Genomic DNA, 21,785 nt, shown 5'->3' on the forward strand with positions numbered 1-21,785 from the left:
CACGACGCTGTCACCGGCGAGGGGGATGGCTAGAAACGTACCCGTTTTCGCGAAGAATCAGACCGAAGCGTGGACGGAGCCGCGACCAGGCCGGACCCAGTCGCGGTTCTCGCGCAGGACCGTGAATCCGGCCGATCGGTAGAGCGCCACCGCGGCGTGGTTCGAGGACGGCGTCAGGACGGCGACCGCGCTCGCGCCCCGCTCGACGAGGGCCGCGCACGTGCCCTGGACGGCATCGCGCCCGTAGCCGTTCCCGCGATGGCCGGGAACGGTGCCGACCGGTTCGAGCAGCCCGCACCTGCCCACGCCGGCGAACCATCCGGTCGCGGCCGCGGCGGGCTCGCCCGCGGGCGTGCGCACCAGCCTCTCCACGGCCAGCCCGCCCGCGGGCGAGCGCTTCATCGCGTGCCAGCCCTCGATGGTGAACGTGGATCCCGCGAACGCGGAGCGCTGCACCAGCACGCGGTCGGCCGCGTCGGCGTCCGCGACCGGCCGGGCCCGGCCGCGCACCGGCCGCGGAGTCCACGACATGACGACCCAGCTCTCCCCCTCGCGTTCCCACCCGGGCACGGGCAGTCCGTCGGACCAGTCGTTGCCGGGTTCGAGCAGGTCCCCGGCGTCGGCCGCGAGCGCGCCGAGATCGGCGCCGGGCGCGGCGGTCACGCGCAGCACGGGGCCGTCGAGGAATCCGGCCGCCACCGGCGCCGCCCCGTCCGTCCAGAGGAAGACGGCCGCGTCGGCCACCCGCAGGTACCAGCCCACGTCTCCGGGATGGAGGCCGCCGGCCGGGGCGTCGGCCGGCGTCCACGCCGACAGCGCGTGGAGCGCCGGGCCGGTCTCGGCAGGGGTCAGGCGTCGGCGAGCGAGTGAGATCACGGACGGCAGGCTAGCCAGCGCGCTCCCGGTGACTCAAAGGCTTTTCACCGCAGCGCGTCCGCCGGTTCCATGCGGGCCGCGCGCAGCGCCGGATACAGGCCCGCCAGCAGCCCGACCAGCGCGCCGGCCACGGGTGCGGCCAGCGCCAGCCGTACGTCGAGGACCGGGGTCCACTGGCGCACGGCGGCCACCGCGACCACCGTCACCATGCCCACGCTGGCCCCGATCACCCCGCCGGTCAGGCCGATCAGGCTGGACTCCATCAGGAACTGGGCGGCGATGTGGCGGCGGGCCGCTCCCAGGGCGCGGCGCAGGCCGATCTCGGCGACCCGTTCCATGACGGTGACCAGCGTGACGTTGGCGATGCCCACCGCGCCGACGACCAGGGAGACCAGGCCGAGGATGAGGAACAGGCCGTTGACGTCGTCCTGGGCGCCGTCGCGCGCCCGTTTGGGGCTCGGCGGCGCGATCACCTGCAGCTCGGCGCTGCGGTTGGGGCTCAGCGCGAGCGGCGCCTGGCGGGCGATGAGCTCGGCGGCGCCCAGCTGGGTGGCGACCAGGACGCGGGTGACGTCCTTGAGCCCGATGTCGGGGCCCAGCGTGGGCGGGACGAGCACCGCGCTGGCCAGGATCTGCTCGCGCCGCAGGCCGCCGATGATGCCGATGACGGTGTAGGCGCGCTCCTTGATGAACACGGCGGGCGCGTGTTCCAGGCTGGTGATGCCGAGCATGGCGGCGGCCTGCTCCCCCAGCACGACGACCCGGTCGCGGCGGGTGACGTGGCCGGCGTCGTAGTAGCGCCCGGCCAGCATCCGGCCGAGTGTCGTCTGCGGCAGGTCGGGGGTGGCCGCGACCACCGCGAGGGTCTGCCCGGACACCCGGGTGGGGTCGAGCAGGTTGTTGGCGGTCACGACGAGGTTGGAGCTCGTGTCGCTCTGCGCCAGCGCCGTCGCCGAGGTCACGCCGCGCAGGAGACGCAGCTCCTTGGCCGCGTCCCAGGTCACGATGGGGTTGTGGCCGCCGCGGGGCACCTCGACGGTGACGCTGGTGGCCAGCAGCTCGTCGAACCGGCCGACGATCTGGTTGCCCGCGGTGGCGGCGATGCCCAGGGTGACCACCAGCGTGCCGATGCCCAGGACGGTGCCGAGGGTGGTCAGGGCCGAGCGCACCGGACGGGCGAGCATCCCCGCCATGGACTCGGCCCACAGGTCACGGAGCTTCACTGAGCACCCCGTCCGCGATACGGACCCGGCGTTTGGCGCGCGCGCTCACCCCGTCCTCGTGCGTGATCACCAGGATGGTCAGCCCGTCGGCGCGCAGGCCGTCGAACAGGTCGAGGATGGCCTCGGTGTTGCGGCTGTCGAGGTTGCCGGTCGGCTCGTCGCACAGCAGCAGGGCGGGCCTGGCCATCAGGGCGCGGGCGATGGCCACGCGCTGGCGTTCGCCGCCCGACAGGCGATCGGGCAGGAAGCGGATGCGATGGCTCATGCCCACCTGCTCCAGCGCCTGTTCGGCGCGGGTCCGGCGGCCGGAGCGGGGGTGCGGGCCGTACACCTCGGCGAGCATCACGTTCTCCACGACCGTCCGGTGGGACAGCAGGTGGAAGGACTGGAAGACGAAACCGATGCGGGTGCCCCGCAGCCGGGTCCGCCCGCCGTCGCGCAGCGCCGTGGTCTCGACCCCGTCCAGCCGGTACGTGCCGGAGGTCGGCCGGTCGAGCAGGCCGAGAATGTTGAGCAGGGTGGACTTGCCGGACCCGGACGGCCCGACGATGGCCATGTAGTCACCCTGCTCGACGCGCAGGTCCACGTCGGCCAGCGCGCGTACCGGCGGGTCGGAAGGGAAGTCCCGGCAGACGCCGGCCAGCTCGATGACGGGCTCAAGCATCGCTCACCACGACCCGATCGCCCTCCTTCAGCTCGCCCGCGCGCACCGGCGTCACCTTCACCACGCCGTCGGCGGTCAGGCCCGTCCGCACCTCGACCTCGCGGGTACGGTCGCCGTCCAGCGCGACCCTCACCCGGGGCCGGCCGTCGGCGGAGGTGATGACGGCGGCCACGGGGACCGCCAGCACCGCGCCCTCGGTCGAGCCGACCGAGATCCGCACGGTCATGGGCGAGCCGACCAGCGACTTGAGCTTCTTGGCCGAGCCGGGCGTGAGCAGGACGGGCACTGAACCGGACTCCTGTTCCTCGCCCTTCGGCTTGTCCGCTCCCGCCTTGGCGTCCTCCCCCACCGCGCTCAGCGTGGCGGGCAGCTGCGTTCCGTCCATGGTCTCCATCGAGGCCTCCTGGCCGGGGCGCAGCAGCTTGGCCTCCTTGGCCTCGACCGACCCACTGACCGCGAAGGCCGAACTGGTCACGGTCGCGACCTTGCCCTCGATGGTGTCGCCCGGCTTGACCTCGGCCTTGTCGATGCGGGCGGGCAGCTTCGGCAGGAAGACGATCTCACCGGCCGGGACGCTGACCCCGTAGGTCTTGCGGAACTCAGCCAGCAAGGTCTGGGCGTCGGCCAGGTTCGCGACGCTGTGGGTGACCTTCGCCCGCAGCGGCGAGACCTTCCTGGCCCGCTTCAGCGCCTGGTCGGCGGTGGCCTCGGCCTCCTTCGCCGTGCGCACCGCCTTGCGCAGGTCCTCCAGCCGCTTGTCCCGGTCGGCGCGGACCTGCTCCTCGTAGGCGGCCACCGCCCGGTGGGCCTCGTCGAGGTCCTGCCGGGCGTTGTCCAGCTTCATCTCCAGGAGGCTCGTGTCCACCGCGCTGGGGGTGGGCGCCGGGGTGCCGGTCGGCGTCGGCGCCGGCTTCCTGGCCTCCGCCAGCGCCTGCTCGGCCGCGAGCACCTGCTCCTCGGCAGCGCGTACGGCACGGCGCAGCGCGGCCAGCTGGGTCTCCTGCTCCGGCGTGACCTCCGGCGCCTCGGCCAGCGCCTTCTGCGCCGACTTCAGGTCCCGGCGGGCGTTGTCGTGGCGCAGCCGCAGCGGCCGCACGTCCAGGCCCTCGTCCAGCGCCTTGCGGTCGGCGGCCAGGGTCTCCTGCGCGGTCTGTACGGCCTGGCGGAGCTGCTGCAGGCTCTTACGCGCTTCCAGGTCGGGTTCCTGGGCCTTGTAGCCGCGTTTGGCGTACCAGCGTTTCACCGCCGCCACCGTGGCCGCGTCGAAGACGCCGCTGGCCCGGACCCGCAGCGCGCGCTGGAGCTGTTTGACGTCGTCGCCCTCGGTGCCGGGCACGAGCGGGCGGTACATCGGCTTCTTGCCCTGCAGCGCGAACACCGGCCGGCCGTTGACCTGCATCAGCGTCTGGCCCGCGCGGATCGGGCCGGGTTTGGGCGCCGTGGTGACGCGCTGGGCGGCGCCGTTCGCCCCGCCGCCCGGACCGGCCCCGGCGCCCCCGCTGTTCCCGCCGACCATCCCGGCCAGGGTGATCGGCAGCGGCGAGCCGTACGTCAGCGTGCCGCTGACCGTCACCGTGCTCGTGAGCTTGCGGCGCTCGACCGCCGAGGTGACCAGGGAGGGTTTGGGCGGGCGGCGCGAGGCGGCCTCCTCGGCCGGGGACCGCAGCCGGGAGCCGACGACCCAGCCGACCGCGGCGATCACCAGCACCCCCGCCACGACCAGGGCGAGCACTCTGGATCTGCGCACGCTAGCTCGCAACCGTCGCCATCATCATGCCCACGCCGGGCAGGAACTGGGCCTTCTCGTAGACCCCGTTCGCCTTGGGCCGGTAGGCGGCGTAGAAGTCCTTGCCGCACTCCAGGTCCTCCAGGGAGGCCTTGATCTCGCGCTGCAGCAGGGGCCGCGCCTGGTCGGCGGTGGGTGTCTTGCCCTGGCCGAGCTTGCTGAACTCCTGCATGAACGGTTCCTCGGTGCTGCGCGCGATGTCCGAGGGGCGTTGCGAGGAGGTCCGGTAGCCCTTGCCCTTCAGGCAGTCGGCGAACGCGCCGGCCAGCTCCACCAGCTTGGGGTCGCCGTCGATCTCACGGGCGATGATCTGCTTCAGCATCTCGCCCTGGGCCTTGGAGACCTCCTCCATCGACTTCATGTTCTTGCCGGTGACCTTGTTGATCATCACCAGCGTGCAGGAGCCCATCGCGTCGAAGTAGGCGTCCCGCTGCGCCTTCGGCAGCCCGGCGATGACCTTTCCGTTGGGGTCGTCGCCGGCTCCGTCCATCTCCTTCGTCCGCATCGCCATCCGGCCGACGCCGTCGTTGGGGTAGACGAAGGAGGCGGCGAAGCCGAACCCGTACTTTTCACGATATTTCCGCATGCCCTGGTAGTCGCCGGACATTTCCTGCTTGATGGCGTCCGGCAGCTTCGGCGTGGTCACGACCGGGTGATAGGTGAACCCCTTGCCCTTCATACAGGTGGCCAGCTGGGCCTGGTGCTGGCGCTGCTTGCCTGCGGGGTCCGCGGAGGGTGAGGCGGCCGCCCCGGTCTCACCGGAAGTGGAACATCCGGCAAGGGCCGCCAGCAGGGCCGCAGCAATCATGAGCGGCGCTCGGGAGTTGGTCATGGGGCTTCACTGTCGCCAGTACAAGCTGAAGCGAACCTGAACGCGCCTGAAGCGCGCTGCTCCCGCCGGCGATCATCACACGGACCCCTGCGGCGCCCTCCCGCGCACGGTCTCCGGCTGCCCCTCGAACAGCTCGTGCGGCCTCCGCACGAGAGGCGAGGGCTACCGGCCCCGGTCCGGGCCACCGAAAGGGCGGTCCCGTCGATCCACGCCACCGGCGGCCTGGTGACGGCTCCCGGCCGGTGGCGCGCTCGCGCGGGCCCGTGAGAGCGGCCCGCCCCCGCCCGGAGCGCGCCGGGCGGGGGTGGTGGCGGTGGCGGTCAGCGGAGGTCGCGGATGAGGGTGCCGATGATGGAGTCGACCTTGTCGGAGTTGAACGAGTCCGAGCCGATCAGCAGGGTGACGGCCCGCCGCCCGTCGTCCGTGACGGCGTTCCTGAACTTGTGCCCGCTGGCCATACTGCCGCTGTGTCCCCACGTGACCAGGCCGGGGGCGTGCTGGTAGCCCTCGACGCCCAGGCCGTAGTCCTGGCCGAAGTCGTCCTTGATGGTCTTCTTCATCTCGGCGAGCTGGGCCGGGGCCAGCAGCTTGCCGGTCATCAGCGCGCTCCAGAAGGCGGTCGTGTCGGCGCCGGTCGAGATCAGCGCGCCCGACGCGTCGGCCTCCGAGGTGTTCCACTCCGTCTTGTCCACCGGCTTCCCGCCCTCCTTGATGTAACCCCGCAGGTCGGGCTTGGGGAGGGTGGTCCGGTCGCCGGGCCAGGAGGTTCCGCGCAGCCCGAGCGGCTTGATGATGCGCCGCCTGATCTCATCGCCGATGCCGCGGCCGGTGATCTTCGTGACGATCAGCCCGGCCAGGTTGTAGTTGGTGTTGGAGTAGGCGAAGCCCGACGGGGTCCTCTCGGGCGGGGGCAGGGGCAGCGCCTGCTCCACCGTCTGCAGGGGCTCGATGTGGTCCCAGCGGTGCTCCTCCTCGTCCTCCCAGAACGGCGCGGCCAGGTAGTCGGGCAGGCCGCTGGTGTGCTGCAGGAGCTGGCGGATCGTGATCTCGCGGCCGTCGTAGTCCTTGGTGCGGATGAGGCCGGGCAGATGGCGCTCGACGGTGTCGTCCAGCTTGAGTCTGCCCTCGCCGGCGAGCTGCAGCACGACCGTGGCCGTCCAGGTCTTGGTGTCGCTGCCGATGCGGCTGTGCTCGTCGCCGGTGACCTTGCGGCCGGTCCTGCGGTCGGCGAGGCCGACGCCGCCGGTCCAGACGCCGCAGCGCGGGCTCTTCACCGTGACCGCGATCCCCGCCCCGACCCTCTCCAGCGCCTTCAGCGCCGTCCGGATGGGCTGGGTGTCGCACCGTGACGTCACGGCCGACGCGGCGGACGGCGCGGCCACCAGGGAGGCCGTGACCACGAAGGCCACGAGAACACCTCGCATATTGTCTCCTTTGACGATACTCCCGCATAAGGCGGATACCCACGGCACGTGCATGCAGCCAGCGTCGCCGCTGACCTGACCGTCCGCATTCGGTGCCCGTCCAGACATTCCGTGCATGCTTTGTACGGCCGGCCAAAGAGGTGAGGATGCTCGGCACCGGAGTACCCGATCTCGCCCAAGTCCTGGACGCGCTGGGCTCGTCGCTGCTGCGCCCGCTGACCGTACTGCCGGAAGGGCCGGTACCGGTCTCCGGCGTGCTCATCTTCGAGCCGCGCGCCCCGCTGCCGTCCGTCAGGGACGCGATCCTGCTGGCCGTCGGCGTGAGCACGGGCGGAACGCGGGCGATGGAGCTCGTGGACGCGGCGGCCGGCATTGGCTACGCCTGCCTGGTGGTGAAGAGTTTCGGCGAACCGGCCGCCGAGCTGGCCGAAGCCGCGCAGCGGTCGGGAATCGTGCTGCTGGCCGCCGACGAGGCGGTCGCCTGGCATCACCTGGACGCCATGATCTCCACGGCCCTCGCCTCGACGGCCCGTTTCGAGCAGGCCGCGGGAGCGCCCGCGGTCGGCGATCTGTTCGCCCTGGCCAACGCGATCGCGGGGATGGTCGGCGGCGCCACCGTGATCGAGGATCCGCACCGGCGCATCCTCGCGTACTCGACCCTGCCGGGACAGGCCATCGACGAGGGCCGCCGCCAGGGCATCCTCGGCCTGCAGGTGCCGGACGGCCCGGACTACGACGAGGTGTACCGCGCGCTGGTCAAGGCGGGGTGTACCTGCCGGTTCCCGGCGTTTCGCGGCGGGCTGCCCCGCCTGGGTGTCGTGGTCCGCGCGGGCAGCGAGGAACTGGGCTCGATCTGGGTCGTCGACGCGGAAGGCTCGCTGGACGCCGCCGCCGAACAGGCGCTGTCCGATGTGGCCGACATCGTCTCGCTGCACCTGCTCGCGGCGCGTACCGCCGACGACGCCGTGCGGCGCAGGCGCGCGGACCTGCTGCGGCGGCTGCTGGCCGACCCGAGCAGCGTCACCGCGGTCGCGCCGCAGCTCGGCCTGGACCCGAACCTGCCGGTCGCGGTGGCCGCGTTCGCCGTCGTGTCGAGCAAGGCCGACGACGTTCTGGCGGCGCACGCGGCCACCCGGCTCGCCGACCTGGTGAGCCTGCACTGCGAGGCCCACTACGGCAGGCACGGCTGCGCCCTGATCGACGGCACGGTCTACGCGCTGCTGCCGAGCGGGCCGTCGCCGAAGGCGCACCACGAGCTCGTCGCCGACATCGCCCGGCGGGCCCACGGCGCGCTGCGGGTGCCGATCCAGGCCGGGCTCGGCTCGCGCGTGCCGGGGCTGCGCTCGATCGCGAGCTCACGCGCCGACGCGGATCTCGTCCTGCGCGCCCTGACCGACCGGCCGGGCGAGCCCCAGCCGTGCCAGGTCGCCACGATCGACGAGGTGTGGGCGGGCGCGACGCTGTCCGCGCTGGCCCAGATCCTGGCCGCGCACGACGCGCTGCCCCGCAGCCTCGGGCCGGCGGTCCGCGCCCACGATCTCGAGCACGGCACCACCTACGCCGACACCCTCCTCGCCTACCTGGACGCCGACGGCGACTTCGCCGCCGCCTCCCAGCGGCTGTCGGTGCACCCGAACACGATCCGCTACCGGCTCTCGCGCGCCGAGGAGATCTTCGGCTTCGACCTCGCCGACCCGGACGAACGTCTCGTACTGTGGCTGCGGTTGCGGCTGGGCGACCAGGTCGGCTGGTAGGGGGTGCGACCCATGACGAACGAGCTCAGCGTCCGCGTGACGACCTTGTCTCGCGGCGTCGTCATCCACCTGTCCGGGCCACTGACCAGCGGCGCGCCGGGACATCCGCCTGATCATGGCGGCCGCCGGACCGCCGATCGCGCAGGCCGCGGAACGGCCTGCGGGAGGCCGTGGACGAGCTCGAAGGTTGACTCGCGACCAGGGACCCCCGTTAACCGCTTTTTACCGCAGGCAGCCCAAGGGCCTGATACAGTCGTGGGCAGTTGCAGTTGTGGTACCCCATACAAACTTTTGGTGCACCTGGCGATCGTGATGGGTCAGGTGCGTTTTTTGTTGCCGGTCATCTCCGGATGGGCACATCGCGGCAACTCGGAATCCGTAGGTACGGATGCCGGTTCTGCACACCTATCAAAGGGAGATAGACATGGCCGTCGGAACTGTCAAGTGGTTCAACGCGGACAAGGGCTTCGGCTTCATCGAGCACGAGGGTGGTCCGGACGTCTTCGCGCACTACTCGCAGATCGTCTCTCAGGGCGGCTTCCGCGAGCTGCGTGAGGGCCAGAAGGTGTCGTTCGACATCACCCAGGGCCAGAAGGGCCCGCAGGCGGAGAACATCGTTCCCGCCTAGTCTGTACGCGTGAAGGCCGAGGCTCGCACCCGATGGGTGCGGGCCTCGGCTCGTTTCTCCCCCTTGACCGCGGGGAAGAGCATGATCCCGGCCACGACCAGCGCCGCTCCGGCCACGTGCCAGACGGTGAGCGCCTCGCCCAGGAACGCCACCGCCGCCATGACGCCGATCACCGGGACCATGTTGAGGATCACGCCCGCCGTACCGGCGGGAATGTGCCTGATCGCGTGGTTGTAGAGCACGAAGCCGAGCGCGAAGCAGACCCCGCCCACGAAGATCGCGGCCAGCCAGTACGGCGCGGCCACGCCGGTCGGCAGCGGCTCCCTGCCGCTCATCCACGGCCAGAGCGCCAGCGGCAGCACGAGCGCCGTGGCGTAGGTGAACTGGTAGGTCGTCATCGTGAGCGCGTCCACGCCCGGAGCGGTCCTGGCGGCGAGCGTGACGTAGACGGCCGCGGCCAGCGAGCCGCCGAGCACGATCAGGTCGCCGGCGTTGAAGCCGCTCCCGAAGCTGCCGCCGTCGAGCACCAGAACACCGAGCAGCGCCAGCACCAGACCGAGCACGGACCTGCTGCGGATGCGCTCCTTCAGGAACATCGCCGCCAGCACCAGGACGAAGGCGGACTCGGTCGCCCCGAGCAGCGAGGCGTTCGTCGCCGTCGTGAAGGTCAGGCCCAGCGTCAGGCCGCCGTAGGCGAGCGCCGGCTCGAACAGGCCGAGCAGCGCGAACCGCCACGGACCGGGCGCCCCGTCGCGCCGGCCGCGCAGCAGCAGGACCGCCCAGAGCACGGCGGTCGCGGCGGCGAGCTTGACGACCAGCAGGGTGAGCGGGCCGAAGCCGTCCAGGGCGTATTTGGTGGCCGTCGTCGCGGCGCCCCAGCCCACCGCGGCGACGATCAGGAGCACGCGGTTCATGACACCGACCGTTCTACGGGGCAGTCGTCCTGCGGGCAGGCGACGTAGTCGCAGAGGCGGCAGATGCGGTCCGCGCGCTCGCGGCTGACGGCCAGGGTGGCCAGCACCTGTTCGACGAGGCCGGTCAGCTGCCGCGCCTGCTCGTCGGTGAGCGTTTCGAGCGCCCTTCGCAGTACGGCCCGCCGCCCGGCCACGATCGCCGTGGCCATCTCGGCGCCGCGCTCGGTCAGCCACAGCGACACGCTGCGCCGGTCACGCCCCGGGCGCCGTTCGACCAGGCCTTCGGCGGCCAGCCGGTCGACCAGGCGGACCGTCCCCGAGCCGGTGATGCCGAGCACCCGGCTCAGCTCGTCGACGTGCTCGCCCGGCACGGCCAGGATCGTGGCCAGGGCCGAGGCCCCGGTGGCGCCCTGGGCGGTGACGCGCCGCGTGGCCTCGTCCAGTTCGTCGGCGAGCCCGACGACCAGAGCGCTGACGAGGTTCGCTGATCTGTCGTCCATGCCGTCCATAATAGCTGACTGAGTCAGTCATATAAAGGTTTCAGGGGTGGCTGGCCGGAGCCGGTGATCGTATCGTCTGGAGAGATTCCCGACGTGAGGATCTTCGGATGCCCCGACCACGCACCGTCCTGGCCTTGTTCGCCCTCGTCGCGCCCCTCCTGTACGGCGGGCCCGCCCAAGCCGAGACCGACCAGCCGTTACCCTCGGCGATCTTCCGCGCCACGCACAACAGCTACTCGGGCGACATCGGCGGCGCCAGGAAGTCGATCCCCCACCAGCTCGACCGCGGCATACGCTTCATCGAACTCGACATCCACGACAACGGCTACGCCACCTCCCGCGACTACGCCGTCGGCCACGACTCCCCCGGCGACGAGGTCGACCACCAGGCGGGCAACCCCGGCTCCAACAACCTGCGCGACTGGCTCACTGTGATCAACAACTGGTCCGCGCAGCACCCGGAGGCCGCGCCGATCGTCGTCGCCCTGGACGTCAAGGACAACCTGACGGACAACGGCTCCTACGCCGCGGGCAACCTGGCCGCGCTCAACGACGAGCTCACCTCCGTCTTCGGCGCGCGCCTGCTGCAGGCCAAGGACTACCCCGCGCAGCCGCCCACGGTCGACGCGCTGCGCGGCCGGGTACTCCCGGTGATCTCCGGCGACGGCGGCACCCGGGCCCAGTACAAGCGGGACGTCGGCCACAACCCGGCCGTCGCGATCAACGGCCGCGGGCAGGTCGTCGAGGTGCACGACTCGGGTTCCGGCGACCTCTGGTACTGGTCCGGCGTGTACGGCGCCGACGGCCGCGTCACCTGGCTGCGCCACGGCAGGTACGACACCGGCGTGACCCCGGCCGTCACCCTGAACGACAACGGCGACCTGGTCGAGGTCCACCAGTCGCAGAACGCGACCACGCTCTGGTACCGCGTGGGCCGCCTCGCCGCCGACGGCGAGATCACCTGGTCGGCCTCGAACCGCTACGACAACGGCGTCCTGCCGACGGTCAGGTTCACCGACCCGGCGGGCACCCGGTTGCGCGAGATCCACCGCAGCCAGGCGAACAGCCAGAACTGGACGTGGAACGGCGCCTTCGACGCCGGAGCCCGATCGGTCACCTGGAGCGCCAACGCCAGGACCTCCGACCCCCGCTACGACAAGAGCACCTCGGTCAGCGGCTCCTCCCGCGTGCGCGTGTGGACCGGCGCCGACGGACCGACACCGGCCCAGACCCTGCGCGTGGACACCGACCGGCACGCCGGCGCGCGCATCCGCTACCAGCAGACCGCCTTCATCGAGTTCCAGCAGGGCAACAGCGCCGAACTGCAGCAGGACGCGCTGTTCTACGCGGCGCCCGCGAGCGCCTCCGCGTTCATGGTCTCCTCCCGGCAGGCCGGGCGGCTGGTGCGCGGGTGGGGCTTCAACTCGGCGGGCAACGCGACCACGCCGCTGGCCGGTTATCCGGCGACGGATCACCCGGACGCCGCGTGGTACCAGGACCTCCTGACGAGGTCCGGCGCCGTGCGGTGACCCGGGAAGGGCACGGCCGTACCGCCACCGGCCGTGCCCGCCCCGATCCGCGAGGCCGGGCCGCCCATGGGGGAGCCGCGGATCAGAGTCCCTCGCGCAGGTTCGCCGCGAGGATCTTGGCCGCGCGCACCGTCGCCGCGTGACCGGTGCTGCGCGGGCTGTGGTGCACGACCAGGACCACGACGTTCGCCAGCCGGAAGGCGAACTGCGAGCGGTAGGGCCCGGACGCGCCGGTGGTCGAGTACTGGGTGAACATGAAGGACCCCTCGCCGACCTTCGGCCGGGAGTGGAGTTTGGTCCCCGGCGTGTGTTTCGGCGTGTCCTTCATGGATCTGACCATCTGCGCCTGATGGTCGCGGGCGAAGGCGAGCTTCTTGTACCGGATGACGGTGACTCCAAGGTACGTTCCGTCCGGACGCTCCCAGGCACAGGAGTTCACGTTCAGGAAGCGGCGCCTGGTCCCCGGCCCGAGCAGCTCGCGGACCTCGGCGGCGTCCAGCAGCTCGCAGGTGTCGACGTCGCGCGTGAACAGTTTCGGGGAGGGAGCGGAGGACACGGACGGGCTTGCGGTCGTGGACGGGCCGGCGGTCGTGGTGGTGCGGCCGGGCGGGTTCCGGGTCACGATCACCACCGTGGCCGTGCCCGCCAGCGCCACCGCCAGCGCGGCGCCCAGGATGACGGGTTTACGGCGGCGCGGCGGCCTGGCCCGGCGGCGTCCCGCGCCGGTCGTGGGCGCGCCCCGGGCGGCGGCGTTCAGCCAGTCGGCGGCCTGGGCGGGCGAGCACCGGCGGGCCGGGTCCTTCTCCAGGAGCGCGGCCAGTACCGGGGCGAGCGACCCCGCTCTGCGCGCGGGCGGCGGCTCCTGCATGAGCACGGCGGCCATGGAGGCGGCCGGGTTCTGGCGGGCGAACGGCGCCGTGCCCTCCACCGCGGCGAAGAGGGTGGCCCCGAGCGACCACAGATCGGCGGGCGGGCCGTCGGCCTCGCCGCGCAGCCGCTCGGGAGCGATGTAGCCGGGCGAGCCGGTCAGCAGCCCGGTCTGGGTGAGCACGGCGTCACCGGCGACGCTCGCGATGCCGAAGTCGGTCAGCAGCACCCGTCCGTCGTCGGTGAGCATGACGTTGGCGGGTTTGACGTCGCGGTGCGCGATTCCCGAGGCGTGCGCGGCCGCGAGCGCCTCCAGGATGCGCGCGCCGATCCTGGCGACCTGCTGGGGCGGGAGCGGGCCGTGCTCGCGTACCGCCCGGTCGAGGGAACGGCCGCGCACCAGCTCCATGACGATCCACGGCCGGCCGCCGTCCAGGACGACGTCGTGCACGGTGACGATGGCCGGGTGCGAGCGCAGCCGCGCCGCCGCCCGCGCCTCGCGCAGCGTGCGTTCTCCCAGCTCGGCCCGTGCGGCGGCGTCGAGGTCGGGCGGCAGCCGTACTTCCTTGACAGCGACCTCCTGGCGCAGGAGTTCGTCCAGCGCCAGCCAGACGATCCCCATGCCGCCCTGGCCGAGCTGGGACAGCAGCCTGTAGCGGCCCGCGAGGAGTCCTGCGGATTCTGCGCCCGACATCCCCGTCTCCCGTCGCCCTGGAAAGTCCCGATATTAGGGATAAATGGGGTGAGGTACCGGGGTTTCGGTGATCAGCCGGGGCCTGTTCCCCGGTGTACGCCGGAGCGGGCGCGGCGCTCGCCGACCCGGCTGACCGCCCGCGAGCACGAGGTCCTGCCGCTGCTCGGGCTCCGCGGCACCAGGCGACGGCCCGGGTCGGCCGGTGATCCGGGGACGATGCGCGCTCCGGACGATACTCAGCACTCCCAGAACCCTACGTGATCATCGACGGCCAGGCAGGTGGCCGCCGACCTGTGCCAAGGGCTCATCGCGTGCCGGACCGGCCGCCGCGCCCGTCTGGCTGGTTCGTCGCCGAACGCCATGAACTGGGCTATCCTCCCGATCCAACAGCTTTTCTGGTTATATGAACCGGTTTGGGGCCTCATGTCTACCCTTGTGCTTCTCCATGCCTTCGGCTCCAGCCGCCGCGCCTGGTCACCCCAGGTCGCCGAACTGTCCCGGCGGCACCGGGTGCTCACGCCCGACCTGCCCGGCCACCACTCCAGCCCCGGCCCGTTCTCCCTGGACGCCGCCGTGCGCTCGGTCCGCGAACTGCTGGCCGCCGAGGACCGGGTCCACCTCGTCGGGATCTCCGGATCGGTGAGCGTCGCCCTCCTGACGGCCCTGGCCGAACCGGAGAAGGTCGCGAGCCTCGTCCTGTCCGGCGGCGTAGCGGCCCCGACCGGCGGCGACGGCCTCCAGCGCACCGTCATGGGGCTGCTGCCGACCGGGATGATCGTGTCGATGATGAAGGGCATGTACTCCGGCGGCCGCCCCGAGCACACCGCGACCGCCGCCGAGGACCTGCGGGCGGCGGGTAAGGCGGCGCTGCTCACCGGGCTGCGCGAGCTGGGCGAACTCGACCTGCGGCCCAGGCTCGCCGAGATCAAGGCGCCCGCCCTGGTGCTCGTCGGCGAGAAGGACAAGGCCAACCTCGCGCCCGCCGAGGTCCTGGCCGCCGGACTCCCCCAGGCGGAACTGCGCGTGATCCCGGGCGCCGGGCACATCTGGAACCTCGAACAACCCGAGCTGTTCACCCGCCTCGTCGCCGGCTGGGCCGAGGCCCCACGGGGTTAGCCCACGGCCGCCGCCAGGCGTTCCAGCTCCAGGGCGACGCCGTCCTCGTCGATGGAGCCGATCACATGGTCCACGGCCGCCAGCACGTCGGCGTGCCCGTTGGCCATGCCGTACGACGTACCCGCCCAGGCCAGCATGGGCAGGTCGTTCGGCATGTCACCGAACGCGATCACCTCCCCGGCCCCGATGCCCAGCCCCGCGGCGTACGACATCAGGGCCGAGGCCTTGCTCACCCCGGCGGCGATGGCCTCGATCAGGCGTGATCCGTTGGAGTGGTAGACGGTGACGATCGGGGCCAGCTCCGGCGCGGCCAGCGCGAGCAGCTCGTCGGCCGACAGCGTCGGGTGGCGGCCCAGCAGCTTGGGACCCGGCCTGCCGAACAGCTCGTGGTCGGCCATCCGCCGCGGCGTGATGCCGCGGTCCCAGTCCCACGGCTCGTACAGGTCGTCGGCGGCCAGCGTGCCGGCGTACTCGACCGCGATGCCGATGCCGGGGATGGCGGCGCGCAGCCGGGCGGCGGCCTCGCCCAGCACCTCGGGCGGGATGGCGTTCTCCTCGACGACCCGGCGGCCGCCCAGGTCGTAGACGAGCGCGCCGTTGGAGCAGATGGCCACGCCGTGATGGCCGAAGGCGGGGGCGATCTCGTGGATCAGCCGCGGCGGGCGGCCGGTGACGAACACGACGCGCGCGCCCAGCCGTTCCGCGGCGGCGAAGGCGGCCACCACGCGCGCGGACACCGTGCCGTCCTCGCGCACGACCGTGCCGTCGAGGTCGGTGGCGATGAGGCGGGGAAATCCCGGCAGAACGGTTCACCTCCATGGGGCCTGGCAGACAGCCAGACTGGCAGCGCCGGACAGCCGCCCGCAAGGTCAGCCCGCCCGGCGCCCACCGCCACCTCGACATGCACGCCGCCATCGGCCCGGCGCCCCTGTTGTCCCGGTGATCGCCTTCCGTAGGATGGCCGGGTGCGCGCTCGTGAGCTTCCCATCGCCCTGCAGGGCCGCCCCGGTCCCGCCAACGCCATCACCGACGTACCCGGTGTCCAGGTCGGCTACGTCACGCTGACCGAGGGTGCGGCCCGCACCGGGGTCACCGCCATCCTGCCCAGAGGCCGCGACGGAGTCGGCACGCCGTGCGCGGCCGGCGTCTACTCACTCAACGGCAACGGTGAGATGACCGGCGTGACGTGGATCGAGGAGAGCGGCGCGCTGACGCTGCCCGTCGCGATCACCAACACCCACGCCGTCGGCACCGTGCACCGTGGCGTCATCGACTGGGTCGTCGCCGCCCATCCCGCGCTCGGCGCCGAGTGGCTGCTGCCGGTCGTGGCCGAGACCTGGGACGGCTACCTCAACGACATCAACGGCCCCCACGTCCGCCCCGAGCACGCCGGCCAGGCCATCGAGTCGGCCGCCGGCGGGCCGGTCGCCGAAGGCAACACCGGCGGCGGCACCGGCATGAACTGCTACGGATTCAAGGGCGGCTCGGGCACCGCCTCACGCTTGGTCGAGCACGCCGCCGACACCTACACGGTCGGCGCGTTCGTCCAGGCCAACTTCGGCAGGCGATCCGAACTGACGGTGGCCGGGGTGCACGTCGGGCAGGACCTTCTCGACGACAACCCCATGGAGGAGCGCGCGCGGGCACGGGCCGGCGCGGGCTCGGTGATCGTCGTGGTGGCCACGGACGCGCCGCTGCTGCCCGGCCAGTGCAAGGCGCTGGCGCGCCGGGTGCCGATGGGCCTGGCCAGGACCGGCACTACGGGCAGCCACTTCTCCGGCGACATCTTCCTGGCCTTCTCCACGGCCAACGAAGGGGCGCTGGCCAGCGGGTTCGCCGCCGGTGACGACTACGAGACGCTGCGGTTCGTGCCGTGGGGCCGCATGGACCCCTTCTACACGGCCGTCGTCGAGGCGGTGGAGGAGGCGGTGCTCAACGCGCTGACCGGCGCCGAGGAGAGCGTCGGCCGCGACGGCCACCGCTCCCCCGCCCTGCCACTCGACCGCCTGACGGAACTACTCTCCCGCTGAGGTCACTCCCGGGCGACGACCGCGCCGCCTCAGGGGTCACGGGTCTTCCGCCGCGGGGTACGGCGGCGCCGCCGTACCCCTGTCAGGGCTCGCTCAGTACGCGGCCGGGATCGCGCGCGGCACGCGCGGCATGCCCCACAGGCGGTTCTCCTCGCGCAGCGTGCGCAGGCGCTCCACCTCGGCGCTCCACTCGGCGCCGGCGGGCGTGGCCTTGGCCTTGCGGCGGGCGATGCGGTCGTCGTAGGCCTTGACGCCGAACGTGGCCCGCTGGCCCGCCTCCGCGCCGCGCAGCGCCTCGGTCAGCGCCTTGTCGAAGATGCGGCCCGCGGCCAGCAGCTCGATGTCGTCGACGTCGGCGGCCCGAAGCTCACGCACGGTCAGCTCGGCCTCGCGGGCCTTGGCCAGCAGCTCCGGGAAGGTCTTGGAGATCTCGATGTCCGCGTGGTAGCGCACCTCGGCCTCGCGGCTCACCCGGGGACGGAAAAACGCCATCGACTCTGCCTTTCTCAACGCTGCGTATCAGGCGTAGCGTACGCCGTCGCGGGACACGGGCCGTAATCGGACCCGCCCCGGCGCCTTTACATAGTAGATTTCTTACATGCCCGCGAAGCGACCGCCCGTACCCCTGTCCCGCGAGCGCATCATCGACGCCGCGCTGCACATCGCCGACAGCCAGGGCCTGCGCAGGCTGACCATGCGCCGCCTCGGCGACGCGCTGGAGGTGGAGGCCATGGCCATCTACCACCACCTGCCCCGGGGCAAGGACGCGCTGATGGACGCCCTGGCCGAGCACGTCACCGCCGTCCGGGTCGAGGCGGCTTCGAGCTGGCAGGAGACGGCCAAGGCCTGGTGCAGGGCCGGGCGCGAGGCGTTGCGCGACCATCCCGGCGTGCTCGCCCTCGCCCTGACCAAGCCGCCCAAGGGCGCCACCACGGTCTCGATCAGAGACCAGACCGAGCAGCTCGCCGACGCCGGCCTGCCCGCCGCCGCCGAGGCCGTGCGCACCATGCGCGCCTTCGTCTTCGGCAGCGTCGCGGTCGAGGTCCAGCAGTCCGGCTGGGCCGATCCCGAGGTCGACACCTGGACCCGCCGCGACGAGCGAGCCGACGCCGACTTCGAGCGCGGCCTCGACGCCCTCATCAAAGGACTGCAAATTTAGTCGGCGTGTCGCGCTTGGACCGTTATCCTGCTTAAGACACGCTGTGTCGTAGGTCACAGACTCACCCGGGGCACCCTCCACTAACCGCCCGAACGGGCTATGTCGGTTTGTGTGACCCACGTCGCACACTTGCTAGAAACGAACAAGCCCGAGCCGCTCCCCGTCAGCTCAGTGCGACATGGGAGCCATCCACGAGATATCGGAGGCACGCCGATGTGCCCGCACGACCCGGTCTGCCCGTCTGCCGAGGCGCCCGACCGCGAGGCCGCACGAACCCTCGCCTGCCACCCCGAGCAGGGGTGGAGCCTCCTCTGCAACGGCGTCGTCCTGTTCGAGGACACCGGGGAGCTCCTGCCCGGCGGCATCGTCATCGCACCGCACCGCCCCGCCGTGGGCGCCGCCTGACCTACGCGTAACGCACGATCCAGCGGGCGACGATCTCGCCCACCTTCTCGGGGTCCTTCTTCAGATCATGTCCCTCCCCCGGCAGGACGACCAGCTCAGCGGCGTCTGCCGGGTCCGGCACCCCGAACGGGTCCCGGTCCCCGTTGACCACGAGCACGTCGACGCCCGCCTCGCGCAGCTCCCCCGCCCTGGAACGTTCCGGCCTCCCCGGCGGATGCAACGGAAACGCCAGCGCCACCACGGCCGCGGCGCCCGCCCGCCGCGCCGTACGGCAGGCCACCCGGGCCCCGTTGCTCCGCCCGCCCTGCACCAGCGGCAGGCCGGGAAAACGCGCGGCCAGCGCCGCCACGACGACCTCCCACGCCTCGTCCTGCCGCTCGGGCGAACCCGGCGCCCTGGCCCCCGCCAGCCGGAACGGCTGCGTCACCCTGGCCACGCCGACGCCGGCGGCCAGCGCGTGCTCGCGCACCGCCAGCAGGTCGGGCGCGTCCACCGTCCCCGCGGAGCCGTGCGTCAGCACCAGCAGCAGCTTCGGCCGCCGGACCTCGTCGAGGTCGACCCGCGCGAGACCGCGCGCAGTGGTGATCTCCATGGCGCCAACGGTACTCGGGGAGGAGGCGCGACCTGGCTCTCAGGTGGGATGACGGCGCGCCGCCGGGAGGGGACAATCTCGATATGGCAGACATGCGTCCTCTCCGCGACGAACTGCAGGCGACTCTCGACGCCCGGCGCGATCTCGGTCCCGAATATGAGCAGGCGTTGGTGGAATCGTTCGTGGAGCGGCTGGACGCCACGATCGCCGCCCGGGTGCGCGCCGAGCTGGACACCCACGGCCCCAGACCCGGCAAGAACCACAAGTCGAGCACCTCGTCGCTGATCCCCATCGCGCTCGGCTCCCTCGCCCTCGGCATCCCGCTCACGGCCATCGCCGCCTCGGCGGCCGGTCCGGCGGGCCTGGTCATGGCGTGGCTGGCGATCATCATGGTGAACGTCGTGGCGGCCGTCGCCATCATGCGCGGCCGCTGACCGCACACCGCTCTGCCACGGGTACGAGGGCTCCGTGGCCCGCGGTGGACAGTCAACGGCCGGGCGGTCAGCCGTCGCGGTCGAGGCGCAGGCGGACCTCTTCCGCCAGCGCCTGGTCGGCGTGGTTGAGGCCATAGCTCCAGACCCGCTCCGCGTCGTCGGCGCGCCCGCGCAGCGGCAGCGTGCGCGCCAGCAGTTCGATGGCCAGCGCGCTGGTGCCCGGCTCGTCGCCGTCCTCCACCGCGCCCGCGAACTCCGCGCAGGCCAGCTCCAGGTGGGCGATCCCCAGCTGCACCCGCAGCCTGGCCACCTCCGCGGCCGGGGCGTCGTGCAGCGCGGCCATGAGCACGTCCGCGGCCTCACCCGGCTCGCCCTGAAGCAGCAGCAGGTCACCGAGCTGCTGGGCGGCCCGCGCGCCGAGGTGCGGGTCTCCGGCGCCGACCGCCGCGCGCAGCTCCTCCTCCGCCGCCTCCAGGTCGTCCCGCTGTACGGCCAGCCTGGCCAGCCCCAGCCGCGCCAGCGCCACGTACTCGGGGGCGCCCATGCCGAGCACCGCCTGCCAGGCGCCTCTGGCCTGCTCCGGCCGGTCCTCGCGCTCGAAGCCCTGGGCCAGGTGGCAGGCGGCCTGCGCGCCGTACTCGGGATGGCCGGTCGACAGCGCCACCCGCGCGGCCGCCCGCGCGCCCTCGGCGTCGCCCCGTTGCTCCAGCACGACCGCCAGCCCCACCGCGGCCTGCGCCCGGTCGGGCCCCGCCGGGTCGGCGGCCAGCTCGGACAGGATGGCCGCCGCCGCATCGAGATCACCGCCCTCGGCCAGCCTCCTGGCGTGTTCCAGCGGGGACGCGTCGACGTCTGGGGGTGTCAAGGAGGCTCCTTCTGAACGTTGATCGCCCCGAGCCTAACGACTCGGAGCGATCACGTCTCGCAACTCGGCCTGTCCTCATCTATCCCTGATGGACACGCTCTTGTTGCCTGCCGCCGTGACGAACGTCCAGGGCGGCCCGTGACATACGCCACGACCGTCCCGGCCGGCATCGGACGTCAGCAGCCCCGGGCGCCGAACGCCAGGAACTGGGTGACCTCACGCTGGTCGAAGTTGTCGTCGCTGCCGATCACCAGCGTGCACTCGCCGGTGGCCAGGCGCGGCCCCCACGCCAGGCTCTCCAGGTTCTGGACCGGCGACCTGACGTTCTCCAGGTCCATGACGAGCCGCTTGGAGACGGGCCGGTAGGGGCGCCCGGTCGCCAGGCTGTCACGGGCCTGGACGTCGGTGGCCCGGCGCAGGTCGATCTCGTAGAGCTTGACCTTGTAGTCCACGCCCTCGATCCAGGAGCGCTCCAGCGCGAGGTAGCGGTGGTCGTCGAGGGCGAGGATCTCCGACACGCCGCTGTCGGTGACGCCGTCCGGCGGGATCGGGGCGGCGGGCAGACGGTCGATCGGGTAGGCGTACTGCCCGCGCAGCCGGCCGTCGCGGCCCCACACCGTGATCCGGGCCGGGGCGCCGGACTCTACGGTGGGCGGCTCGCCGTCCTCGTAGCGGGGGCCCTCCACGATGGCGGCGATCGTGGTCGGCGCGAACGTCAGCCCCTCGAACCCGAAGTTGCGCCGCGGGCCGCTGGTCGTGCCGGTGACCTTCAGGTTGCCCGGCAGCGGAAGCTCGCCCAGATGACGCCCGTCGCGCCCGGCCCAGCGGACGAACAGGCCGGACAGCGGGATGGCGGGGTTGCGCGCGTCCGGCCGGTCGCCCTCGTGGCCCCAGAGCAGGTTGCGGCTCCACCGGTCGAAGCGGATCGTCTCCGGGTCGGCGTCCCCGGGCTTGCCGTACCCGGGATAGGGGGTCCCGTCGGGGCGCAGGAGCGTGGTGGCGCCGGTCAGCCGCACCCCGGTGAACGCGCCGGTGCGCCGGTCGATGTCGAGGGCACCGGTGTAGAAGCGGGCGGGGTTGTAGCGCCAGCGGTCGTCGGAGATGAAGTACCAGGTGCCGGTCCGCGGGTCGCGGTCGATGCCGGACAGGCCGCCGACGACCGTGCCCTCGAACTCCATCTTGTGCGGAAGGCGCTGCTCACCGAGAAAACGGGTGATTCTGAGCTCCTGCCGCGGGGCGGAGGCGGCGCTCGACGGTGGGGTGGCGACGAGTTGCGCGCCGACCGCCAGCGTCAGAGCCAGGGCGGCCTTCACCGATCTTCCCCGAAGGATCATTCACTTCTCCACGGCTTGGAACGGGCCCCGTCGGGGCCTGAGCAAGCACATGAGAGCGTGGATCAAGAGGAAAGTCATGAGGACATGCCGCTGCCCCGGCAGCCTTTACCGTCGGCTCCCGGGCCCGGACCGTCGAAGGCCCCGGGAAGGCACAAAGCG

Annotated in this window: 23 protein-coding genes; 9 read left to right on the plus strand and 14 right to left on the minus strand. The window is 72.4% G+C overall.

Going from position 1 to position 21,785, the window contains the following annotated elements:
- Positions 1-57 precede the first annotated feature (57 nt).
- From ACIBHY_RS37085 to ACIBHY_RS37110, 6 genes are all read right to left on the minus strand, one after another.
- The gene (locus tag ACIBHY_RS37085) at positions 58-876 is read right to left on the minus strand and encodes a GNAT family N-acetyltransferase (RefSeq protein WP_397255691.1); all 819 of its coding nucleotides are present in this window, start codon (positions 874-876) and stop codon (positions 58-60) included.
- A gap of 44 nt (positions 877-920) precedes the next feature.
- Positions 921-2,099: an ABC transporter permease gene (locus ACIBHY_RS37090; protein ID WP_397255689.1), complete on the minus strand. Its 1,179-nt coding sequence runs from the start codon at positions 2,097-2,099 to the stop codon at positions 921-923.
- Entirely contained in the window at positions 2,086-2,763 is a 678-nt protein-coding gene (locus ACIBHY_RS37095; protein WP_397255686.1) for an ABC transporter ATP-binding protein, read from the minus strand. The genes ACIBHY_RS37090 and ACIBHY_RS37095 overlap by 14 nt, the downstream gene beginning before the upstream one ends.
- On the minus strand, positions 2,756-4,510 hold the full coding sequence (locus tag ACIBHY_RS37100) for a peptidoglycan-binding protein (protein WP_397309153.1): 1,755 nt from the start codon (positions 4,508-4,510) through the stop codon (positions 2,756-2,758). The genes ACIBHY_RS37095 and ACIBHY_RS37100 overlap by 8 nt, the downstream gene beginning before the upstream one ends.
- Before the next feature lies 1 nt (position 4,511).
- The gene (locus ACIBHY_RS37105; protein ID WP_397309154.1) at positions 4,512-5,381 is read right to left on the minus strand and encodes a hypothetical protein; all 870 of its coding nucleotides are present in this window, start codon (positions 5,379-5,381) and stop codon (positions 4,512-4,514) included.
- Positions 5,382-5,701: 320 nt separating this feature from the next.
- On the minus strand, positions 5,702-6,805 hold the full coding sequence (locus tag ACIBHY_RS37110) for a serine hydrolase domain-containing protein (RefSeq protein ID WP_397309155.1): 1,104 nt from the start codon (positions 6,803-6,805) through the stop codon (positions 5,702-5,704).
- A gap of 146 nt (positions 6,806-6,951) precedes the next feature.
- Here ACIBHY_RS37110 and ACIBHY_RS37115 point away from each other — a divergent pair, with 146 nt between their 5' ends.
- Together ACIBHY_RS37115 and ACIBHY_RS37120 are read left to right on the plus strand one after the other, a co-directional pair.
- Complete coding sequence (locus ACIBHY_RS37115; protein WP_397309156.1) at positions 6,952-8,559, plus strand: PucR family transcriptional regulator; 1,608 nt, start codon at positions 6,952-6,954, stop codon at positions 8,557-8,559.
- A gap of 424 nt (positions 8,560-8,983) precedes the next feature.
- Positions 8,984-9,187: a cold-shock protein gene (locus tag ACIBHY_RS37120; protein ID WP_184963150.1), complete on the plus strand. Its 204-nt coding sequence runs from the start codon at positions 8,984-8,986 to the stop codon at positions 9,185-9,187.
- Here ACIBHY_RS37120 and ACIBHY_RS37125 read toward each other — a convergent pair.
- Together ACIBHY_RS37125 and ACIBHY_RS37130 are read right to left on the minus strand one after the other, a co-directional pair.
- Positions 9,184-10,101, minus strand: coding sequence for a DMT family transporter (locus ACIBHY_RS37125; protein WP_397309157.1), 918 nt, complete (start codon positions 10,099-10,101; stop codon positions 9,184-9,186). The genes ACIBHY_RS37120 and ACIBHY_RS37125 overlap by 4 nt on opposite strands.
- On the minus strand, positions 10,098-10,601 hold the full coding sequence (locus ACIBHY_RS37130; protein WP_397309158.1) for a MarR family winged helix-turn-helix transcriptional regulator: 504 nt from the start codon (positions 10,599-10,601) through the stop codon (positions 10,098-10,100). The genes ACIBHY_RS37125 and ACIBHY_RS37130 overlap by 4 nt, the downstream gene beginning before the upstream one ends.
- A 107-nt stretch (positions 10,602-10,708) precedes the next feature.
- Here ACIBHY_RS37130 and ACIBHY_RS37135 point away from each other — a divergent pair, with 107 nt between their 5' ends.
- Positions 10,709-12,130, plus strand: coding sequence for a hypothetical protein (locus tag ACIBHY_RS37135; protein WP_397255673.1), 1,422 nt, complete (start codon positions 10,709-10,711; stop codon positions 12,128-12,130).
- Positions 12,131-12,212: 82 nt separating this feature from the next.
- On the opposite strand, the gene ACIBHY_RS37140 is transcribed toward ACIBHY_RS37135, so the two are convergent.
- Positions 12,213-13,691: a serine/threonine-protein kinase gene (locus ACIBHY_RS37140; RefSeq protein ID WP_397255671.1), complete on the minus strand. Its 1,479-nt coding sequence runs from the start codon at positions 13,689-13,691 to the stop codon at positions 12,213-12,215.
- Between the two features lie 423 nt (positions 13,692-14,114).
- Here ACIBHY_RS37140 and ACIBHY_RS37145 point away from each other — a divergent pair, with 423 nt between their 5' ends.
- Positions 14,115-14,807: an alpha/beta fold hydrolase gene (locus tag ACIBHY_RS37145; RefSeq protein WP_397255669.1), complete on the plus strand. Its 693-nt coding sequence runs from the start codon at positions 14,115-14,117 to the stop codon at positions 14,805-14,807.
- Here ACIBHY_RS37145 and ACIBHY_RS37150 read toward each other — a convergent pair.
- Complete coding sequence (locus ACIBHY_RS37150; protein ID WP_397309233.1) at positions 14,804-15,610, minus strand: HAD family hydrolase; 807 nt, start codon at positions 15,608-15,610, stop codon at positions 14,804-14,806. The two genes, ACIBHY_RS37145 and ACIBHY_RS37150, sit on opposite strands and share 4 nt — an antisense overlap.
- 14 nt (positions 15,611-15,624) lie before the next feature.
- On the opposite strand from ACIBHY_RS37150, the gene ACIBHY_RS37155 reads away from it, so the two are divergent.
- Positions 15,625-15,750: a hypothetical protein gene (locus tag ACIBHY_RS37155; RefSeq protein WP_397255667.1), complete on the plus strand. Its 126-nt coding sequence runs from the start codon at positions 15,625-15,627 to the stop codon at positions 15,748-15,750.
- Between the two features lie 22 nt (positions 15,751-15,772).
- Positions 15,773-16,837, plus strand: a complete 1,065-nt coding sequence (locus ACIBHY_RS37160) for a P1 family peptidase (RefSeq protein WP_397309159.1) — start codon at positions 15,773-15,775, stop codon at positions 16,835-16,837.
- A 93-nt stretch (positions 16,838-16,930) separates the two neighbouring features.
- On the opposite strand, the gene ACIBHY_RS37165 is transcribed toward ACIBHY_RS37160, so the two are convergent.
- Positions 16,931-17,329, minus strand: coding sequence for a hypothetical protein (locus ACIBHY_RS37165; protein ID WP_397255663.1), 399 nt, complete (start codon positions 17,327-17,329; stop codon positions 16,931-16,933).
- Between the two features lie 106 nt (positions 17,330-17,435).
- Here ACIBHY_RS37165 and ACIBHY_RS37170 point away from each other — a divergent pair, with 106 nt between their 5' ends.
- Together ACIBHY_RS37170 and ACIBHY_RS37175 are read left to right on the plus strand one after the other, a co-directional pair.
- Entirely contained in the window at positions 17,436-17,996 is a 561-nt protein-coding gene (locus tag ACIBHY_RS37170) for a TetR/AcrR family transcriptional regulator C-terminal domain-containing protein (RefSeq protein WP_397255662.1), read from the plus strand.
- A 213-nt stretch (positions 17,997-18,209) separates the two neighbouring features.
- A complete protein-coding gene (locus tag ACIBHY_RS37175; RefSeq protein ID WP_184963175.1) occupies positions 18,210-18,401 on the plus strand; it encodes a DUF5999 family protein in 192 nt (63 codons plus the stop codon).
- A gap of 1 nt (position 18,402) precedes the next feature.
- Here ACIBHY_RS37175 and ACIBHY_RS37180 read toward each other — a convergent pair whose 3' ends face one another.
- The gene (locus ACIBHY_RS37180; RefSeq protein ID WP_397255660.1) at positions 18,403-18,993 is read right to left on the minus strand and encodes an alpha/beta family hydrolase; all 591 of its coding nucleotides are present in this window, start codon (positions 18,991-18,993) and stop codon (positions 18,403-18,405) included.
- A gap of 83 nt (positions 18,994-19,076) precedes the next feature.
- On the opposite strand from ACIBHY_RS37180, the gene ACIBHY_RS37185 reads away from it, so the two are divergent.
- A complete protein-coding gene (locus tag ACIBHY_RS37185; RefSeq protein WP_397255658.1) occupies positions 19,077-19,427 on the plus strand; it encodes a hypothetical protein in 351 nt (116 codons plus the stop codon).
- A gap of 67 nt (positions 19,428-19,494) precedes the next feature.
- On the opposite strand, the gene ACIBHY_RS37190 is transcribed toward ACIBHY_RS37185, so the two are convergent.
- The gene (locus tag ACIBHY_RS37190) at positions 19,495-20,292 is read right to left on the minus strand and encodes a tetratricopeptide repeat protein (RefSeq protein WP_397309160.1); all 798 of its coding nucleotides are present in this window, start codon (positions 20,290-20,292) and stop codon (positions 19,495-19,497) included.
- A gap of 176 nt (positions 20,293-20,468) precedes the next feature.
- Positions 20,469-21,626, minus strand: coding sequence for an esterase-like activity of phytase family protein (locus tag ACIBHY_RS37195; RefSeq protein WP_397309161.1), 1,158 nt, complete (start codon positions 21,624-21,626; stop codon positions 20,469-20,471).
- Between the last annotated feature and the right edge of the window lie 159 nt (positions 21,627-21,785).

The organism is Nonomuraea sp. NPDC050547, assembly GCF_044457345.1.
Lineage (GTDB): Bacteria > Actinomycetota > Actinomycetes > Streptosporangiales > Streptosporangiaceae > Nonomuraea.